The following is a 17835-nucleotide window of genomic DNA, read 5'->3' as shown; positions in this document are numbered from 1 at the left end:
CAGCACCACGTGCTGGATTCAGCGTGTCCAAGAACCGGGGTCAGGCCTCACTCTCATCCTCCATGGATTGAGAGCCTCCACCAGACCCGGGGCGATTCACCGGGTGGCATGACTGATGCGGCAGCACCCGAGCGATGCACCGCTTAGGTGCACCCAAACGTGCTGGACCGTTGGTCTCCTGCCTGGCTACGGGCGGGCGCACGACCGAGGTCTGGGCGACATCCGCGCCGACCTCACGTCGACTCCTGCGGTGCCACCGAGGCGGTGGTCTCCACGCTTGCGCGGTCAGCCGTAGTGGCCCGAGAGAGCAAGTCTGACAACCCCGTCGCCAGTTGCGCGGAGCTGAACTTCACGCGCACACGAGCACGGCCTGCAGTGCCCAGGCTTCGACGCAGCTCCGGGTCGGTCGCCAGGCGGTCGAGAGCGCCGGCTAACGCCTCGACGTCGTTCGGCGCAACCAGCAGGCCGGACACGCCGTGCTCGATGACCTCAGGGATCCCACCGACTCGTGGCGCAACGACGGGGAGGCCGGAAGCCATCGCCTCCATGAGGACGATCGGGGTGCCCTCGTGACTACTGCTCATCGCCAGGACATCGAGGCCGGCGAGGAACCCGGGAAGCTCGTCCTGCGGGATCGACCCCGTCCACGTGACGTCGACACCCAACTTCTCGGCCATCGCGCGGGACTCTGCGACACACGGGCCTGAACCTGCGACACGGAGTGCACGCGGCATGTGCTGCATTCGGGCGAAAGCCTCGACGAGCAGCGGAACTTGCTTCTCCGGTGCGACCCGCCCCACGAACCCGACCGTGAACGGCTCGTCGGGACGCCGGTCGGGCCTGAGCTGATCGAAACGCTCAGGGTCGATCCCCACAGGGACGACCTCGACGTCGCCTCTGCGAGTGACCGCGGCCACGCGCTCGGCGCTGGCGGGGTCGACCGCGCGCACGAACGCTGCGCGCACGACCTTGTCACGAAGCAGCCCCCATCGGTCGGCGTTCTCGTCCGGGAAGGTGTCTGTCTCCACGTCTGACGTGGCACCGTGCATGGACAGGCCGTGGATGCTCAGACTGAAGCTGACGGGGCGGCCTACGGTGTCGCGGTCTGCGAGGTGGGAAGCGAGTCGAGCGACCTCGGCCGCGTTGTTGGCGAAGTGGACGTGCACGTGGTCCAGGTCGTTTCGCCGGAGCTCTCCCAGCAGCAGCACGGCTTGTGCCAGGTATGCCAAACCGATGGGCCGGGCGCCCTTCCCCGCAGGTCGGATCGATTCCCGAGCGGTAACGAGAAGCGCCCACGGGTGTGCCGCCGCACGTCCGAGGTGCTGCAGCATCCGGGACCTCGGCAGGCGGCGGATCGTCGTCGTCTCAGTGGCGTCCGCATGAACCAGGTCGCCCTGGCGCAGCGAGAACGGGTGAACGTCCCACCCCAGCTCCCGGAGCTGGTATATCTCCCGGTCGATGAAGGTGTGCGAGAGAGTGGGGTGCTGACTCACGAGTACGGCTATCTGCTTCTGCGCAGCACCTTGCCATCGGGCCGCCGTCCTCTGCTCGAACCGCCGGGTGGCACTCTTCTTTCCCAGGACCAAGGCTTCGCGCTGGAAGCGCCGAACCTGAGTGCCGTAGCTCGCCGAGCCGTGTCGCGGCACCTTGGTCAGCGCTGCCTCGGCGTAGCCGTAGAGCGTGTGGAGGCTGCCCAGAACAGCGGGCTCATCACGGACTCTCAGCAGTGTACTGGCGAGCATGAAGAGTGGATCAGTACCCAAGATCCACTGCCCGCGCCCGCGCCTCCTCCGACCACGGAGCACACTGCGATCACTGGCACCCTCGGGTCGCAGCGTCATCACCCGCAGCTCAGGGTCCGCAAAGGCACGCGACCTCCAGCCCCGAGACCGTGCCTCGTGCGAGTCGATCCCGTCCCACGCCAGCGTCTCGGCCAGTCCTCCGATGTCCTCGAGCGTCTCCCGCCGGTACAGCTTCGCCTGACCGATGCTCATTTCCTCCGCGCCGCGTTCGTACGACTCGGACCCGTGCTCGTCGCGGACCCACGCCTGACCGCTTGCGATCCCGAGACGAGGATCCCGGTCCATCCGGTCCAACAGCATCGAGTAGTACAGAGGGTCGAGCTCAAGATCCGCATCCAGCTTCGAGATGAAGTCGATGCCGTCCAGGTCGACAGTGGCAAGGCCTGCCTTGAATGCCTGGACTACTCCGGCGCCCAGGATCCGCTGAGACCGAGGAGGCATGGTGTGAACACGGATCCACGCGTGCTCGCGAGCGGCAGCGTCGGCGATGAGCGGAGTTCGGTCGGTGGAACCGTCATCGACGATGACCCAGGTCGTGGGCCGCTCGCGCTGCGCCGTCATGCTTGCGATCGTGCTCGGTAAGTACTTCTCCTCATCGCGCACGGGAGTGACGACGACGTAGCGGCGGCTCACAGCAACCCATCTTTCTCGATATCAGAAGCGAGCCTGCGGTAGCGAAGGACTCGAGCGGGATTTCCACCGACCACAGCATATTGGGGGACGTCTTTGGTGACGACGCTCCCCGCAGCGACAACGGCACCGGTCCCAACGGTGACCCCGGGGAGTATGACGACATGCCCCCCCAGCCACACATCGTCCTCGACGGTGATGGGCTGAGCCGGAGTCATGCCCTGCTCTGACATCGGCTTCGTCAAGTCTGCGGTGTTGTGCCCCCAGCTGACGAGCAGGCACCTCGGGCCCATCATGACGTTCGCTCCCAGGGAGACGGGGCCCATGACGACGCTGTCGAGGCCAAGACCGGATCCGGTACCGATGCTCAGGCCCTGCCCGGAGCCGAACCAGACGCCTCGTTCGACGTTTACGCCCGCGCCGGCGAAGTCGAAGAGGCGGGACGTCAGGTGACGCCGTACCACTCGACTGAGAGAGCCGAATATCGGCGTGGGCGAGTAAGGAAGCTTGTCGGCGAACCCGTAGTAGAGAGCAAGACGCACGCCCCGCTCAAGAGCGGTGGGGACCCTGGTTGTCACGTCTCAGTCTGGCCTTCCCGCGCAGGGCGGCGCCTGACGCGATCTTCCGGTGTGTTGATGGACGTCCGGATCACACGAGCAGGAGCCCCGGCTACCAAAGTATCGGCAGGAACATCGCCGAGCACGACACTACCGGCGGCCACTGTGGCAGCACGTCCGACCACGACTCCAGGCCCAACGGTACTGTGCGAGGCCAACCAGGCGTTGGCCTCAATCCGAATCGGCGAGCAGACGCTGTTGTGGTACCAGTGATCCTCTGGGTCGTGGCGGAAATGCCTTCCGTCCACGACAGTGACCCCTTCGCCCGTCCCTGCGCGCGGCTCGAAGACCACCTCCTCGGCGCAGTGCACGACGCTGTGCCAGGAAAGAAGGTTGTGTCCCTCCATCAACAATCTTCCCGAGACGTTGAGGACAGAGAATCGCCGGACGACCGAGGTCGGTCCCAGCACGAGTTCCGCCCCTCCTGTGAGCCGCACCAGAGCGCCGCTCTCGAGGCGGACTTGTGGGCCGAGTTCCACCCTCACCTGCTTCGATGACCCGGCGAAAATTTCAAGAATGACGCCGGGTTCGACACGAGCCGTGGGATGGGCCTTGACGACCAGCCGGATCCCTCGGAGTCTCGCTGATGCGACCCAGCGGCTCAGCACTGCCCGGGTCGTGAGATACCGAATGAACTGAACCAGGCTTGTGCTCATTCCGGGCTCCTTGACGATGCACTGATCATTCGAGCTCGGCGGCGTCGTCCAGGACCGGGAGGCCGCGGTGCGTCTCCGTACCCCAGCCAGCTCGGATGCGTCGGCATGGCGAGGAAGAGCCAGAACAGGGTGGCGGGGAGAGCGTAGGTCATGGGCACCAGCATTCCGACGACGAGCCAGCAGACAACGTAGGCGACGGCAACCCGGCGGAGGACGTAGCTGTCGTCAGCCATGGCGGGAGAACGCCGCAGGAACAGGAAGGCGACCAGGAGGCAGCCCAGCCACAGCGCAACGCCGGGTAGGCCCAGCTCCGCGGCGTAGCCCAGAGGAACGTTGTGGACGGCGATACCGGTCGTCGTCACCGGGACGGAGGGCGACTGCCACAACCAGTCGGCGTGGGCAGGCGCAAACTGTGTGAAGCCAACGCCCTCCAACGGCCTCGCCAGCAGCACCCTGAACGCCGCAGAGTTGGCGTTGATACGGTCGAAGGCGGAGCGGCTGTCCGACAGTCTCGAGTCGATGGCATCTCGCAGGTCCGGCTCGACCGCGAGGACGAGTACGAGCAAGGCGACGACGCTTGCCCCCGTCAAGCCGAGCCATTTCAGAGACCGGCGGTCGAGGGCGAGAGCCGCGACGAGTCCAACCACGACACCGATCCACACCGACCGGGTCAAGGTAAAGAACGTACCGAAGAGGCACAGCGCTGCTACGAGCATTGCAGGGATCGCCGTACGGCGCGTCCGCGAGGTGACGCTGAACGCCACGGCAGCCAGTCCGCACCCCATCAGTTGCAGGCCGTTGCTGGCGACCTGGCGTGCTGGGCCCCCCGCCCGTCCGAAGTGCGGGTGGTCAGGATCGTAGATGTACTGAGGCCAGACCAGCTGGTAGGCCCCCAGCCCCTCCAGCAGTGCGATGAGGCCGAGGTAGAGGCCCAGGAGAGTCAGCCCACCGAGGAGGACCCTGCGACGTGCAGGTGTCGAGTAGACCAGAGGCGCCATGAAGTAGATCGCGAAGGGGATGAGACCCACCGCGTCGACCCAGGCAAAGAGCGCGAGGGACGAGGTCAGCGAACCTGACCACGCCATGGAGATCAGGATCCAGCCCAAGAACGTCAGCACGACGAAGTGGATGAGGGTGGGGCGCCAGGTCCGTCCCTCTTTCGCAGCCCTGTAGAGAGCGAGACCGAGGCCGGCCAGCACCAAAGGTCGGTCCAGCGGCACGGGGAAGAAGTAGTTGCTGCTGTGGCCCGCCATGAACTGCAGCAGCATTCCGACGGTGACGAGGTAGACCTCGGGCGGCGGCGCGTCGAGGCGTCGTCCACGACGCGCGATGGCCGTCATTCCTGCGTCGGGCGCCTTGCCCGGAGGGCGAGCAAGCCGAGCGTCGCGAGGCCTCCGGCCAGGGCCCCGGCCAGCGCACCGACGAGAACGGGCCTCGGTACTGTCTCGGTGACGCGTTGTGCCGGCTGGATGAGCGAGAGCTGGGTCGACGGATTGACCTCTGTGGTGAGCGCCTCGCGATATGCGTTGCTCAGTGCGTCGAGCCGCAACTCTGCAAGTCGGACATCGGTCTGAACGCGCACAAGCTCGTCAACGTCGCTCTCGGCCTCCAGGGAATCGGCCTGGACCGTCAGCTCGGCGAGGTCACGCGTCAGCTCGGCGATGTCCTCGGCCAGGCCGTCGGTGCGCGAGCTGATCCCTTCGTTGACCTCTGTGGTCAGCCTCTCGGCTGTCTGCTCCGCCGCCACTCTCGCATCGTCGTCTATCGGCGCCGTGGCGCGAATACGGATGACCGGGGTGTCAGCGATGACCGAGGCCGTGACACTGGCGTTGGCGGCCGGGCCGTATTCGTTCTCCTCGGTCACGTACCGCGCATACGTCTCGGCGAGGGAGACGGTCGCAGTTGAGTAGTAGGGGACCTGCTGGGCGGCGAGATCACGACTCCCGACGACCAGACGTGTCTCGTACGCGACTTCGCGGGGTCCGAGCAGCGCACCGATCCCCGCGCCGACGAGTGTGAGAACGAGGACGAGAACCGCGGCGTACGTGAAAACTTGACGCGTCCCCAGACGTTCGATCGACCGATGATTACTCAGTTCTCTTCCCCTTCACATGACGGACGGCGCCTGCCGCCCGAAGACATACGGTTCCTGCTACTCGGACACACGCCTCAGTCTTCTGTCACTCATCCGCAGGTGCACGGACAACGCGGGATGCGCCCAACGGTGCCTGGCCATCCACGCCCGCAGTCTGATCCGGCGGTCGGACGGCAACATCCGTGCAGCCTGGCGCAGGTGAGCCGCAGCGTCGGGCCAGGAGGAGGTACGGATGAGGTCATTGGCCTCACGCACCAGTACCCGTGGAGCCGGCGAGCTCAGCCGCAGGTCGAGGTAGTCCTTCTCTGCCGCGGTGAGAGTGGAAGAGAAAAGATCGCGAGTCTTCGAAAGGACGTGGAGCTCCGCCGACGCCATGTGATCGTGGGCGGCGCTCAGGCTGGCTTCACCCATCCGATAGATCGCATGCGGCTCGCGCTGCGGGACGATGTGCCAGCCGGAGAAGATCGCTCGTGTCCACAGATCCCGGTCCTCCCCTCGTCGCAGTGCGGGGTCGAACAGGCCGACCTCCTCGTGCAACTGTCGTGGATAGACGGCGAAGATCCCGGTGAAGTTGCCCTGCATGATCCGCTCGCGCTGTCGCCCTGGCGGTGGGAAGTTTGGACGAAGGATGGTCGAGGTCGTGATCCCATGTCGAGTCAGACGACAGGCGTTCCCCGTCACGACGACTCGCTCGTGGCCGACGCGAGCCACGTGGGACTTCCATACCGCGAGGCAGCGTTCAAGGTGGTCCGGCAAGAACTGGTCGTCGGCATCGAGCAAGGCGATGAAGTCACCTCGTGCCTCGCGCAACGCGGTGTTTCGCGCCTGCGACACACCGCCGTTAGCCTGCTGCAGAAGCCGGACCGGTGGGGGGTAAGCGCCGACGACGTCGGATGTCGCGTCCGTACTGCCGTCATCGACGACAAGGATCTCGCGGGGCGCTCGCGACTGGGTCAACGCACTGCTGATCGCCCCGCCGACCAGGTTGGCGGCGTTGAACGCCGGGATGACCACGGAGACACTGGCGATGGCGCGCATCGGTGTCTCCGTCCTTCGAGGGGCTCATGGTGTGGCGACGTGATTCAAACAGTCACTTTTCGGGTGCTCTGTAAAGTGCGGCAGCGGCGTCCGCGATCTGCATCCGCGATCGCAGGCCGGCTGCTCCCCCTCCACCAGTGTAGATCCCCGTCTTCATCAGAACGTGCGGCTGGTCGGGGTGCATGGTTCCACCCGGCGGCCGCCAGCCCTCGACGACATGAGCTCCGTCTGCCCATACGTCCACCGACCCGGCGCCGTGTTCCAGCGCGACCCGAACGTCCCATCTGATCGTCTCACCGTCCCGGAACGGGACGCCGGTATCGGCGTAAGCCTCCCTCGAGCCGCCGGGGTAGCCGTCTCCGCCTCCGACGCGCCATCGACCGTTGCCCACAGTGAGCGCCAACGGTGGTGGTGGCCATGTGCCGGCGCTGTCGGGCCCGATGAGCTGCCACGACACCGCCCAGATGCTCGCTCCGTCAGCTCCCCCGAGGTCAAGCGTTGTGGTGAAGGAGGCCTCGACCAGGTCGCCCGCCCGGAGCTTCACGGGATCGTCGGACGGATGGTCGGCCCGCCCCCACAGCGCCTCGGCGCGGTGGATCCGGCCGGAGTCGTCCCGCACCAGCTCGGCCGTGAGCCCGGCGGACGTCAGGTCGAGCTGCGCCCGAACGACCTCAGTGGAGGCGAGAGCCAAAGCAACGGGAGACGCCTGCTCAGAGGTGGTTTGGCCAAACGCATTTAAGCCGTGAGACGCTGTGGCGTGGGTAGCGGGGGGGAGCTCACCCTCGCCCGGGGCGGCTGCGCTGCACGAGGCGACCAAGAGAGTCATAGCGACCGCAGAACTTCTCCTGAAGCGCATGACTCCATCTTACGGCAAATGTGCGCCGCCCTCGCCTTGGTGGGCTGCCCAATCGCGAGGAGACGAATGAAGAACCCCCAGGGCCGGGGCGACGGTAGCGGGGCGTCTCGTCGTCGGACGCTCGTCGTCGGCAGCAGCTTGCAGGCGACGGCGCAGGTCATGCTGGTGGTCATCAACCTGGCGCTGACCCCGTACGTCATCGGTGGCTTCGGTCCCGAGAGGTTCAGCATCTACTTGCTCGTGAGTTCTGTGAGTGTGCTGATGGCCACGATGGACGGCGGTATCGGTGCAGCGGCTCAGCGATTCTTCACCCTGTATGCCGGCACCGGGGACGTCCACGCTCGTTCCCGGACGCTGGCCAGCCTGATAGGGCTGACCGCGATCGTCACAGCATGCGTGTTTCCTGTGGCCCTCGTGCTTGCCCCCCGGCTGTTGCAATTCTTCCGCGTGGAGGCGCAATATGAGGCAGAAACGGTGTTTCTTCTGCGGTCTCTCATCGCGCTCACCGGGGTTCTCGTCATTCGCAACCTCTTCAACTCCTTGTTGTTCGCGCATCGCCGTTTCATCGTGACGGCTGGCGCTGCCATGGCGTCCCACGTGCTGTTCGCCGCCGGGATGATCGCCTCGGTCGAGCTCGGCTGGGGGCTCTACGGGGTCGCTGTCACGCTCATCTCCGTGCAGGTGCTCGTTTCCGCCGTCAACGTGCCCTTCGCCCTCCGACTGGTGGATCGTCGTCAGTTCGGATGGTTCGGCTGGACGCACCTCCGCGAGTTCATGGGGTATGCCTGGAAGCTCCAGCTGTCCTCCGTCCTCACCCTCGTGTCGGGTCAGAAGGATCAGCTCGTCGCGGGGCGCCTTCTGGGGGCTCAGGCGTCGGGGCCCTTCGGGCAAGGAGCAAACCTCGCAGCGCAGCTCGTGAGACTTCCGATGAATGCGTTCTCCCCGATGCAGTCCGTCGTCGGCCAGGATGTCGGCCGACTCGGCGAGAAGAGCTCGGTGCAGCGAACCGAGCTCCTGCAGCGCATCTGGGTGCGTCTCAGCGTCGTATGGGTGGCGGTCGGAGTTCCTGCGGTCTACGTCGGGGTCCGTGCGTGGCTGCCGGAGTCGTACGCCACCGCCGGGGCGGTCGCGAGCATCCTCATGGTGGGCTTGTTCTTCCATCTCGCCACGACGGTTCTGCGGTTGTGGTGTCTCACGGTGGGGCGGGCCGGTCTGGAGCTGGAGACCTTGGCCGTCGCGTTCGTCGTCAACGTCGCGGTGAGCATCGGCCTCTACCCGGTGCTGGGGATGATCGGGGTCGTGCTTGGCACGACGGTTGGCCATGCTGTTGGTGCCCTGTACATGCAGTGGCGTGCCATGGCCGTCTTGGACCAGCCGTTGCGATCCTTCTGGAAAGACGTCCCGCTCGGGACACTGCTGCTTCTCCTCGGCCTGACGGCGGCCGTCGAGCTCAGTGTGGAAGCCTACTTGCCCCGAGGTTTTCCGGGCATCGTCGCAGCCGGTGTGCTCGCCCTGCCCAGCGCCGTGCTGGCGTTCTTCATGTTGGTGCCACGAGCAGAGCGGCACACGGCTCGAGACCTCGTCCTCCGTCGGCATCGCCGATGAGCGCGCGAGTGCCCGTCACGCTCGTCTCAGCAGGTTCAGGGGTGGGGGCGCCTGCGCGGTTACTCGGTAAGAGGCGGCCTCACGTAGAGCGGCCCATGCTTCCTGCTTGCTGAGGTCTACCGCCAGTACTCGTTGCCGCAGCTGCTGGTTGAGAGACTCCTGGTGCTCGTCGACGTGCTCGCCTCTGGCCGAGGAGCGTGCGAGCACGACGGGCATGACGCCCCGACTGAGGCAGCTCAGCACGGAACCGACCCCAGCGTGGCTGACGACAGCGTCGGCACGGTCGATCTCGCGCACCATCTCCTCGTAGCTCAGCCATGGCTGCACCCGTCCGGGTAGGCCTGGCGGCACCTCCGTGTGGCCTGTCTGCCAGACCACGTCGACGTCGGGTGGTAGTGCGGCGCGGACGGTGTCGATCAACCGGGTGAACGGGAAGCGCTCACCGCCGACCGTCACAAGGACGCGCTTGATGCCGCGGTCGCGTGCTGCGGGCAGCGTTGTGAACCTGTCAAGACTGCTGCCGACGAAGCTCCACTTGTCACCGGGAGACTCCAGACCCTGGTGGTGGAGCCTGGCTCCCGGGGTCTGCGCCAGGATCTTCCCGGTCAGGGACGGCTGGTCCGTCCTGGTGACGCTCTCGATGTAGTGAGTGTCAACACGATGGAGCAGGGCCGCCATGAGGTAGGGCAGGCAGAGCGCAGCGCCGGTCGAGATGACGGCGCTCGGCCGGATGCGACGCATCAACGACACCGCCCGTGGCAACGACGCAAGCGCCCTGCCAGCCTGTCGCGCTCCGACCTTCGGGATGAACACGGTGGGTTGTCCCTCGAGAAGGCTGACCGACTGTGCGGTGCGGGCCGTCAACCAGACTCGGGGCTGGCCGGCAGGAAGGCGCCGGGCGAGCTCGAACAGCTCGTGGAGGTGGCCGCCAGGAGTAGCCACCAGAACGATGGGGGGTGTCCGATTACCAGTCACAGCCTTCAATTTCTCATTTGTCCGGGTCCAGTAGTTCGTGCTCTATCGACGGTGCTGGTGGGCCCTACCCCCGGATCGTGGACACGGGGTGTGATTACGCAGCAGGTTGCAGCGTAGCGGTGGCGGCGGCGGTCTCGTAGGCGATCGGCGTGTTGTAGCGGCACCATGTGTGGCGGCGCTTGGTGTTGTAGCGGGTGAGCCACTTGAAGACCTGCCGGCGGCAGGTCAGTTCCTCGGGCCAGGTCTTGGCGTCTTGGAGGACCTCGCGCTTCAGGGCGGCGTTGAACGACTCCGCCAGTGCGTTGTCGGCCGAGGAGCCGACGGCGCCCATCGATTGAGTGACGCCGAGCTTGCTGCAGAGCGCGGCGTAGTCCTTCGAGCAGTAGACCGACCCGTGGTCGCTGTGGAAGATTGCCCCAGCGAGCGATCCTCTGGTCGCGGCGGCGGCCTTGAGTGCGTCTTCGACGAGCTCGGTGCGCATGTGATCGGCGATGGCCCAGCCGACGAGGCGACGGGAGTAGCAGTCGATCACGGTCGCGAGGTAGAGATTCCCACCGCCGGCTGCCTCGGACAGCGGCAGGTAGGTGATGTCGCCGACGTAGCGCCGGTTCGGCGCGGTGGCGGTGAAGTCCCGCTTGAGCAGGTCAAGCACCTTCTGATCGGCCGGTTCGGGGATCGTGGTGCGGACCTTGCGCCGCTTGACGTAGCCGGCGATTCCCGCGCTGCGCATGACCCGAGCCACCCGCTTGTGGTTGACCCGCTCAGCCTCGGGCACACCGTCGTTGAGTTCGGCTGTGATCCGCGGGGCTCCGACGGTGTTGTCGGCGGCGTGGACCTTGCGGATCCGAGCCTCGAGCTCGGCGTCCGCGGCAGCCCGCTGCGCTCTGGCTGGTGCGCCTGCCTGCCAGGCGTAGAACGATGAACGCCTCACCTCGAGGAGCTCGCACAGTCGCTTCAGGGGGTAGGTGGCGGAGTGGTCGGCGACGAACTGGAAGCGACTCACCAGCGCGTCTCCCCGGCGAAATACTTGGCCGCCTTCTGCAGGATCTCCCGCTCGGTGGTCAGCTTCGTCGCCTGGGCCCTCAGCGCCGCGTTCTCGGCCTCGAGCCGAGCCACCCGCTGCTCGAGCGACTCGTCCTCGCTAGGCCCGGGTGGCGCTGCCTTGGACTGCAAGGGGCTGGAGGTCAGCGTCCCGTCGGCAGCGGTCTTCTTGCCCGTCCCGTACGCCTGGAGCCAGTGCCGCAGCGTGCCGCGCACGATGCCCAAGTCCTCAGCGATGCCCCGGACCGTGGCCCCTGGCGTGGTCTCGTACAAGTCGACGGCCTGACGACGGAACTCCTCGGAGTAGTTCTTCCTGGCCATGGTTCTCGAATCATCTCGCTTCCCCAGCACCACGTGCTGGATTCAGCGTGTCCAAGAACCGGGGTCAGGCCCCGGTGCCGTGGAGGTTCCTACCGGGTGCCCGTGACGCTGCTGATCCGCGCCCTGGCCGACCGAAGTCGTCGGGATGCGCCGTTGGGGAGCGCGGTGAGCGCCAGCAACCGGGCCGCCGCAGCTGTCGGCTGTAGCTCGAGGGACCGACGGAGCAAGCCTCGTGCTCTCTCTTGCTCACCTGCTTGGAGAGTGGCCCTGCCGGCGTCGAGCGCGGCGCGTGTCAGGCGACGTTCCAGAGCGGGCGTGTCTCCGTGGGCGTTGGACGCTATCGCTCGCTCCAACGCTCTCACCGCACCGACGGCTTGCCGTGCGTGCTGAGTGTGGGAGTCGCTCAGGCCGTGCAGGCGGTACCTGACGACCGGCGCGCGCGTGAACCAGGCCGCATTCTCGTGCTGGACAGCGAGGAGGCAGAGATGCAGATCATAGGCTGTCGCCACGTCCTCAGGGAAGGTCGACCAGTCGACGCAGTCCTTGCGGATTGCACCGCCGGCGAGCTGCACCCCTCCCTGGGCGACGAGCCAGGTTGCCGGTCGGATCAAGCCCTCCGGGAACCATGCCCTGCCACTCGTACGATCCAGCTCCCGGCGCACCTCTTCCAGCGGCCGGCCGTCCTCGTCGACCGGCAGGACGCCGCCGAAGCTCAGCGTCACCTCCTGGTGGTGGTCGAAGGGATGGACGAGCCGTTCCAGGGCGTCGGCGACGAGAACGTCGTCGTCGTCAAGCTTCATGACGATGGGGGCACGTGCGTCCTGGAACCCCAGCAGCGCGTTCCTCAGCATGCCGAGATTGGTCGGCCGCGGACAGTAGCGGAAGCGAGGATCGTCGAACCGGGTGGCCACGTCCCTGGTCTCCTCGTCCGCAGCGTTGTCGCAGATGAGTACCTCGAACTCGCCCATCGTCTGACGCGTGAGCGACTCCAGCGCGTCGACGAGGAGATGAGGTCGCCTGTAGGTGGGAATGATGACGCTGATACGCCCCGCCACGGCAGCTTCCTTCCTTCAGCCCCCGCGCGGAGGCTCACGTCGAGCTGGCACTAGTGGCGAACCCCTGGCCAACCGGTCGGGATGCATGTTCTCGATGACGTCCAGGCTAGCGTTCGATCGGCGACAGCGCGGGCGAAGGTGCCTGATGTGGACGGCGAACAGAACGAGAACCACTATGCTGCGTGCAGCGTGCCAGACATCCGAGTGCGAGCGCCCCGCAGGGGAGAGTGGGGACACACAAGCATGAAAGCCGTCATCCTGGCCGGTGGGCTGGGCACACGCCTGAGCGAGGAGACCGCGCTGCGGCCCAAGCCGATGGTCGAGATCGGCGGCTTGCCGATCCTCTGGCACATCATGAAGACCTACGCCGCGCACGGCATCGAGGACTTTATCGTGTGCTGCGGCTACAGGGGAACCGTCATCAAGGACTGGTTCGTCAACTACCGCAACCGCATGTCCGACCTCACCGTCGACCTGAGCCGCGACGAGGTCGTCGTGCACACGCCGCACGCCGAGCCGTGGCGGGTGACGCTCGTGGACACGGGCGCCGACACGATGACAGGCGGCCGGCTGGCCAGGGTGCGGGACCACATCGGGGACGAGACGTTCTGCCTCACCTACGGCGACGGCGTCAGCGACGTGGACATCACCGCCGAGATCGCCTTCCACCAGGAAGCGGGCCTGGCCGCGACGATGCTGGCGGTCCAGCCCCCGGGTCGTTTCGGGGCGCTGGTACTCAGAGAGGGGCAGACGGAGGTGACCCAGTTCCAGGAGAAGCCCGGCGGCGACGGCGCCTGGATCAACGGTGGCTACTTCGTCCTCGAGCCGGAGGTGATCGACACCGTCGCCGGCGACGACACCGTCTGGGAGCAGGAGCCCCTCCGCGAGCTCGCGCATGCGGGACAGCTCAACGCATTCAAGCACGCCGGTTTCTGGCAGCCCATGGACACGCTGCGGGACAAGAACTACCTCGAAGACCTGTGGGCCTCCGGGCGGGCCCCGTGGAAGGTGTGGTGACATGAAGATCCTCGTGACCGGCACGGAGGGGTACCTCGGGTGCCTGCTGGCCCCTGCACTGATGGCGGACGGCCATGAGGTCGTCGGACTCGACACCGGCTACTTCAAGAACGGCTGGCTCTACAACGGGTTGCCCACGACCCCGCGGACCCTCAACAAGGACATGCGCGACCTGACCGTGGCCGACCTGGCTGGGGTCGATGCAGTCGTGGCAATGGCCGAGCTGTCCAACGACCCGACGGGCGACCTGGTGGGCCCGATCACCTTCGACATCAACCACAAGGGATCGGCGCACGTGGCGCGCCTCGCCAAGGAGGCCGGGGTCGGGCGGTTCGTCTACATGAGCAGCTGCTCGGTGTACGGCGTCGCCGACGGCTGGGTCGACGAGTCCTCGCCGATCGACCCGCAGACCGCCTACGCCGAGTGCAAGGCGCTCACCGAGTCGGACCTGCACGAACTAGCCGACGACAGCTTCCACCCCACCTCGCTGCGCAACGCCACGGCGTTCGGCGCCTCCCCTCGGCAGCGCTTCGACATCGTGCTCAACAACCTCAGCGGCCTGGCCTGGGTGGAGAAGAACATCGCGATGACCTCCGACGGGACGCCGTGGCGACCCATGGTCCACGCCCTGGACATCGTCAAGGCGATCCGCACCGTGCTCGGCGCCGACGTCGCAACGGTGCACGACCGCGTCTACAACGTCGGGAGCAACGACAACAACTACACGGTCCGCCAGATTGCCGAGACCGTGGCCCGCGAGTTCGAGGGCTGCGAGCTGTCCTTCGGACCGCCGGGACAGGACAACCGGTCCTACCGGGTCAACTTCGACCGGATCCACGACGAGCTGGGCTTCACGTGCGACTGGGACCTCGCGCGCGGGGCCCGTCAGCTGCACGGCGTGTTCTCGGCGATTGCTCTGGACCGCGAGACGTTCTACGGGCGCGGGCACACCCGCCTCAAGCAGATCCAGCACCTGCTCGACACCGGACAGGTCGACGGGTCGCTCTTCTGGAAGGAGCTGACGGTATGAGGTTCGAGCCCACGGACGTCGCGGGGTGCATGGTCGTCGAGCTCGAGGAGCGCGCGGACGACCGCGGCTTCTTCGCCCGGACCTTTTGCACCGAGGAGTTCGCCGCACAGGGCCTGGACACGCAGGTGGTGCAGGCGAACCTCTCGTACAACCATCGGGCGGGCACCTTGCGCGGGATGCACCGGCAGATCCCGCCGCACGCCGAGGGCAAGCTGGTGCGATGCATTCGCGGGGCCATCGTGGACGTGGCGTTGGACCTGCGCGAGGACAGCCCCACGTTCGGGAAGCACGCCATGGTCGAGCTCACCGCCGACAACCGTCGGGCGCTGTGGGTGCCGCCCTACGTCGCTCACGGCTACCAGACCCTCGTCGACGCCACCGAGGTGCTCTACCAGGTCTCCGGCCCTTACGCCCCGGAGGGTGAGCGGGGGCAGCGCTTCGACGACCCGGCCTTCGGTCTGCGGTGGCCGCTGGAGGTGACGGTCATCTCGGACAAGGACCGGAGCTGGCCGGACTGGGACGGACGGCCACTGTCGTGATCGTCACCGACACCCTGCTGGCCCGGCGCGCCGAGGAGGGCGCCCCGGTGCGCGTGGGCATCGCCGGCTCCGGCTTCATGGCGACCGGACTCATCAACCACATCGCCAACACCGTCCCGGGGATGGAGATCGCCGTCGTCTACGCCCGGCGTCCCGAGCAGGCGGTGGAGTCCCTCGCCTCGGCAGGGCTCAGCGGCGACCGGGTGGTCCGGGTCGACGAGCCTCAGGACGTGGATCGGAAGGTCGCCGACGGCGCGACCGTGGTGACCACCAGCATCGGGGTCCTCACCGAGGCGGCCTGCGTGGACGTGGTGGTCGACTGCACGGGCGCTGTCGAGTTCGGGTGCCACCTGGCGCTGGCGGCGCTCGCGGGCGGCAAGCACCTCGTGCTGATGAACGCTGAGGTCGACGCCACCGTGGGCGCGGCCCTCAACCCGAGGTTCGAGGCGGCCGGCCTGGTCTACACGGGGTGTGACGGCGACCAGCCGGGCGTGCAGATGAACCTGCTCCGGTTCGTCCGCGGGCTGGGCATGCGCCCCCTCGTCGCCGGGAACGTCAAGGGCCTGCAGGACCCCTACCGCACGCCGACCACCCAGGAAGGCTTCGCGCGTCAGTGGGGTCAGGACCCGCACATGGTCACCAGCTTCGCCGACGGCACCAAGGTGTCGGTGGAGCAAGCGCTGGTGGCCAACGCCGCCGGCTTCTCGGTGCACCGGCGAGGACTGCTCCAGCGGGAGCACCGTGGCCATGTCGACGAGCTGACCGAGGCCTACGACGTGGAGGAGCTGCGGCGTCTGGGCGGCGCCGTCGACTACGTCGTCGGGGCGAAGCCCGGTCCGGGCGTCTACGTGCTGGCCGAGCACGACGACCCCAGACAGCGCCACTACCTCAACCTCTACAAGCTCGGGGAGGGGCCGCTCTACAGCTTCTACACCCCGTACCACCTGTGCCACTTCGAGGTTCCCGACACGATCGCGCGGGCGGCGCTGCTCGGGGACGCCACCATCAAGCCGCTGCCGGGCCCGCCCCACGTCGACGTCGTGACGGTCGCCAAGCGTGACCTGAAGGCGGGCGAGACCCTCGATGCCCTCGGTGGCTACACCTACTACGGCGAGTGCGAGAGCTCGCGAGTCGTCCACCGCGACCGGCTGCTGCCGGTTGGGCTGGCCGAGGGCTGCGTCCTGGTCCGGGACGTCGCGAAGGACGAGGTCATCGGGTACGACGACGTCACGGTGCCCGAGGGCCGCCTCGCCGACGAGCTGCGGGCCGAGGTCGACGAGCTCCTCGCCCAAGCCGCGCGATGAGCGGCTCCTCGCCCTACGACGTCGTCGTCGTCGGTGGCGGCATCGTCGGCCTCTCGACGGCGATGACGTTGCTGCAGCGCAGTCCCGGCCTCAGCCTGCTGGTGCTGGAGAAGGAGGACGACGTCGCTCGGCACCAGACAGGGCACAACAGCGGCGTCATCCATGCCGGTGTCTACTACGCGCCCGGGTCGCTCAAGGCGCGGCTGTGCGCCGCCGGTGCCCGGGCCACCCGCGAGTTCTGTGACGAGCACGGCATTGCCTACCGGGACACCGGCAAGCTGATCGTCGCCACCGACGACGCCGAGCTGAGTCGGATGGAGGTCCTGCACGAGCGGGCCACGGCCAACGGGCTGGCCCTGGAGCGTCTGGACGCCGCCGAGCTGCGGCGTCGGGAGCCCCACGTCACCGGTGTCGGCGCACTCTTCTCCCCGAACACCGGGATCGTGGACTACACCGAGGTGTGTCGTGCGATGGCCGCCCAGATCGAACGTCTCGGGGGCGAGCTCCGGCTGGGCGTGCGGGTCACCGACATCACCGAGTCCTCCAGTGAGGTCCGGATCGGCGTGCAGCCGTCCGACGGGTCGGAGGCCACCGACGAGCCGGTCCGTTGCCGGCGTCTCGTGGTGTGCGGGGGGATCCAGGCCGATCGCCTCGCCCGCCTTGCCGGTGTGCAGACCGACGTGCGGATGGTGCCGTTCCGTGGGGAGTACTACCGGCTCCCCGCGTTCCGCGCCGACATCGTCAGCACGCTCATCTACCCGGTGCCGGACCCGTCGCTGCCCTTCCTCGGGGTGCACCTGACCCTGATGATGGACGGTGGGGTGACGGTCGGGCCGAACGCTGTGCTCGGTCTGTCCCGCGAGGGCTACCCGCGGCTGTCCGTCGACCGGCGGGACGCGGCCGACATCCTGGGCTTCTCGGGGTTCTGGAAGTTCGCCCGGCGCCAGGTGCGCAGCGGCGTCGCCGAGCAGTGGAACTCGCTGTACAAGCCGGGCTACCTCTCGCTCGTCCGCAAGTACTGCCCCGACCTCACCGTGGCCGACCTCGGGCCGCAGGAGGCAGGCATCCGGGCGCAGGCCCTGCGCGCCGACGGCTCGATGGTCGAGGACTTCATGGTGCTCAGCACCGACCGGACGGTGCACGTGCTCAACGCGCCGTCGCCCGCGGCGACCTCCGCCCTGCCGATCGGTGCGCTGATCGCCGACCGGGTCACGCAGAAGGCCTGACCCGGGTACGCCCGGCGGATCGACGTGC

Annotated in this window: 16 protein-coding genes; 6 read left to right on the top strand and 10 right to left on the bottom strand. The window is 67.3% G+C overall.

The window, feature by feature from the left end; all coding sequences use genetic code 11:
• Nucleotides 1–233: 233 nt before the first annotated feature.
• The 7 genes from ACWPXV_RS12180 to ACWPXV_RS12150 all read right to left on the bottom strand — a co-directional run bounded on the left by ACWPXV_RS12180 (nt 234) and on the right by ACWPXV_RS12150 (nt 7529).
• Nucleotides 234–2435, bottom strand: a complete 2202-nt coding sequence (locus ACWPXV_RS12180; protein WP_454085476.1) for a glycosyltransferase — start codon at nt 2433–2435, stop codon at nt 234–236.
• Nucleotides 2432–2974: an acyltransferase gene (locus ACWPXV_RS12175; protein ID WP_454085475.1), complete on the bottom strand. Its 543-nt coding sequence runs from the start codon at nt 2972–2974 to the stop codon at nt 2432–2434. The genes ACWPXV_RS12180 and ACWPXV_RS12175 overlap by 4 nt, the downstream gene beginning before the upstream one ends.
• 32 nt (nt 2975–3006) lie before the next feature.
• Nucleotides 3007–3705, bottom strand: coding sequence for an acyltransferase (locus ACWPXV_RS12170; protein ID WP_454085474.1), 699 nt, complete (start codon nt 3703–3705; stop codon nt 3007–3009).
• Complete coding sequence (locus ACWPXV_RS12165; protein ID WP_454085473.1) at nt 3702–5045, bottom strand: O-antigen ligase family protein; 1344 nt, start codon at nt 5043–5045, stop codon at nt 3702–3704. The genes ACWPXV_RS12170 and ACWPXV_RS12165 overlap by 4 nt, the downstream gene beginning before the upstream one ends.
• Nucleotides 5042–5569: a hypothetical protein gene (locus ACWPXV_RS12160; RefSeq protein WP_454085472.1), complete on the bottom strand. Its 528-nt coding sequence runs from the start codon at nt 5567–5569 to the stop codon at nt 5042–5044. Before ACWPXV_RS12160 ends, ACWPXV_RS12165 begins: the two co-directional genes overlap by 4 nt.
• Nucleotides 5570–5857: 288 nt before the next feature.
• Entirely contained in the window at nt 5858–6838 is a 981-nt protein-coding gene (locus tag ACWPXV_RS12155) for a glycosyltransferase family 2 protein (RefSeq protein ID WP_454085471.1), read from the bottom strand.
• Between the two features lie 52 nt (nt 6839–6890).
• Nucleotides 6891–7529, bottom strand: a complete 639-nt coding sequence (locus ACWPXV_RS12150; protein WP_454085470.1) for a hypothetical protein — start codon at nt 7527–7529, stop codon at nt 6891–6893.
• Nucleotides 7530–7760: 231 nt separating this feature from the next.
• Between ACWPXV_RS12150 and ACWPXV_RS12145 the strand changes: the two genes are divergently transcribed.
• A complete protein-coding gene (locus tag ACWPXV_RS12145) occupies nt 7761–9299 on the top strand; it encodes an oligosaccharide flippase family protein (RefSeq protein ID WP_454085469.1) in 1539 nt (512 codons plus the stop codon).
• 15 nt (nt 9300–9314) lie between these two features.
• On the opposite strand, the gene ACWPXV_RS12140 is transcribed toward ACWPXV_RS12145, so the two are convergent.
• The 3 genes from ACWPXV_RS12140 to ACWPXV_RS12130 all read right to left on the bottom strand — a co-directional run bounded on the left by ACWPXV_RS12140 (nt 9315) and on the right by ACWPXV_RS12130 (nt 12691).
• Nucleotides 9315–10112 carry a glycosyltransferase gene (locus ACWPXV_RS12140; protein WP_454085468.1) on the bottom strand — a complete coding sequence of 266 codons (798 nt, stop codon included), beginning with the start codon at nt 10110–10112 and terminating at the stop codon, nt 9315–9317.
• A gap of 256 nt (nt 10113–10368) precedes the next feature.
• A protein-coding gene (locus ACWPXV_RS12135) for an IS3 family transposase (protein WP_454085467.1) occupies nt 10369–11636 on the bottom strand; the annotation gives its coding sequence in 2 pieces (ribosomal slippage) (nt 10369–11294 and nt 11294–11636; 1269 coding nt in all).
• An 89-nt stretch (nt 11637–11725) separates the two neighbouring features.
• Nucleotides 11726–12691 (bottom strand): glycosyltransferase family 2 protein, encoded by a 966-nt coding sequence (locus tag ACWPXV_RS12130; RefSeq protein WP_454085466.1) that lies wholly within the window; start codon nt 12689–12691, stop codon nt 11726–11728.
• 243 nt (nt 12692–12934) lie between these two features.
• Between ACWPXV_RS12130 and rfbF the strand changes: the two genes are divergently transcribed.
• The 5 genes from rfbF to lhgO are packed head-to-tail and all read left to right on the top strand — an operon-like array spanning nt 12935 to nt 17807.
• A complete protein-coding gene (gene rfbF, locus ACWPXV_RS12125) occupies nt 12935–13708 on the top strand; it encodes a glucose-1-phosphate cytidylyltransferase (protein ID WP_454085465.1) in 774 nt (257 codons plus the stop codon).
• 1 nt (nt 13709) lies between these two features.
• A complete protein-coding gene (locus ACWPXV_RS12120) occupies nt 13710–14738 on the top strand; it encodes an NAD-dependent epimerase/dehydratase family protein (protein WP_454085464.1) in 1029 nt (342 codons plus the stop codon).
• Nucleotides 14735–15277 (top strand): dTDP-4-dehydrorhamnose 3,5-epimerase, encoded by a 543-nt coding sequence (gene rfbC, locus ACWPXV_RS12115; protein ID WP_454085463.1) that lies wholly within the window; start codon nt 14735–14737, stop codon nt 15275–15277. Before ACWPXV_RS12120 ends, rfbC begins: the two co-directional genes overlap by 4 nt.
• Nucleotides 15274–16581, top strand: a complete 1308-nt coding sequence (locus tag ACWPXV_RS12110) for an NAD(P)H-dependent oxidoreductase (RefSeq protein WP_454085462.1) — start codon at nt 15274–15276, stop codon at nt 16579–16581. Before rfbC ends, ACWPXV_RS12110 begins: the two co-directional genes overlap by 4 nt.
• A complete protein-coding gene (lhgO, locus tag ACWPXV_RS12105; protein ID WP_454085461.1) occupies nt 16578–17807 on the top strand; it encodes an L-2-hydroxyglutarate oxidase in 1230 nt (409 codons plus the stop codon). Before ACWPXV_RS12110 ends, lhgO begins: the two co-directional genes overlap by 4 nt.
• The last annotated feature ends 28 nt before the right edge of the window (nt 17808–17835 follow it).

This window comes from Georgenia sp. Marseille-Q6866 (assembly GCF_965111665.1).
Note: the sequence above shows the minus strand (reverse complement) of the source record. Positions and strands in the feature narration are given on the sequence as shown.

Coding starts and splice junctions, on each gene's coding strand:
- ACWPXV_RS12155 (WP_454085471.1), bottom strand. CDS start 6,838: ATGCGCGCCATCGCCAGTGTCTCCGTGGTCATCCCGGCGTTCAACGCC.
- rfbC (WP_454085463.1), top strand. CDS start 14,735: ATGAGGTTCGAGCCCACGGACGTCGCGGGGTGCATGGTCGTCGAGCTC.
- ACWPXV_RS12170 (WP_454085474.1), bottom strand. CDS start 3,705: ATGAGCACAAGCCTGGTTCAGTTCATTCGGTATCTCACGACCCGGGCA.
- ACWPXV_RS12120 (WP_454085464.1), top strand. CDS start 13,710: ATGAAGATCCTCGTGACCGGCACGGAGGGGTACCTCGGGTGCCTGCTG.
- ACWPXV_RS12165 (WP_454085473.1), bottom strand. CDS start 5,045: ATGACGGCCATCGCGCGTCGTGGACGACGCCTCGACGCGCCGCCGCCC.
- rfbF (WP_454085465.1), top strand. CDS start 12,935: ATGAAAGCCGTCATCCTGGCCGGTGGGCTGGGCACACGCCTGAGCGAG.
- ACWPXV_RS12145 (WP_454085469.1), top strand. CDS start 7,761: ATGAAGAACCCCCAGGGCCGGGGCGACGGTAGCGGGGCGTCTCGTCGT.
- lhgO (WP_454085461.1), top strand. CDS start 16,578: ATGAGCGGCTCCTCGCCCTACGACGTCGTCGTCGTCGGTGGCGGCATC.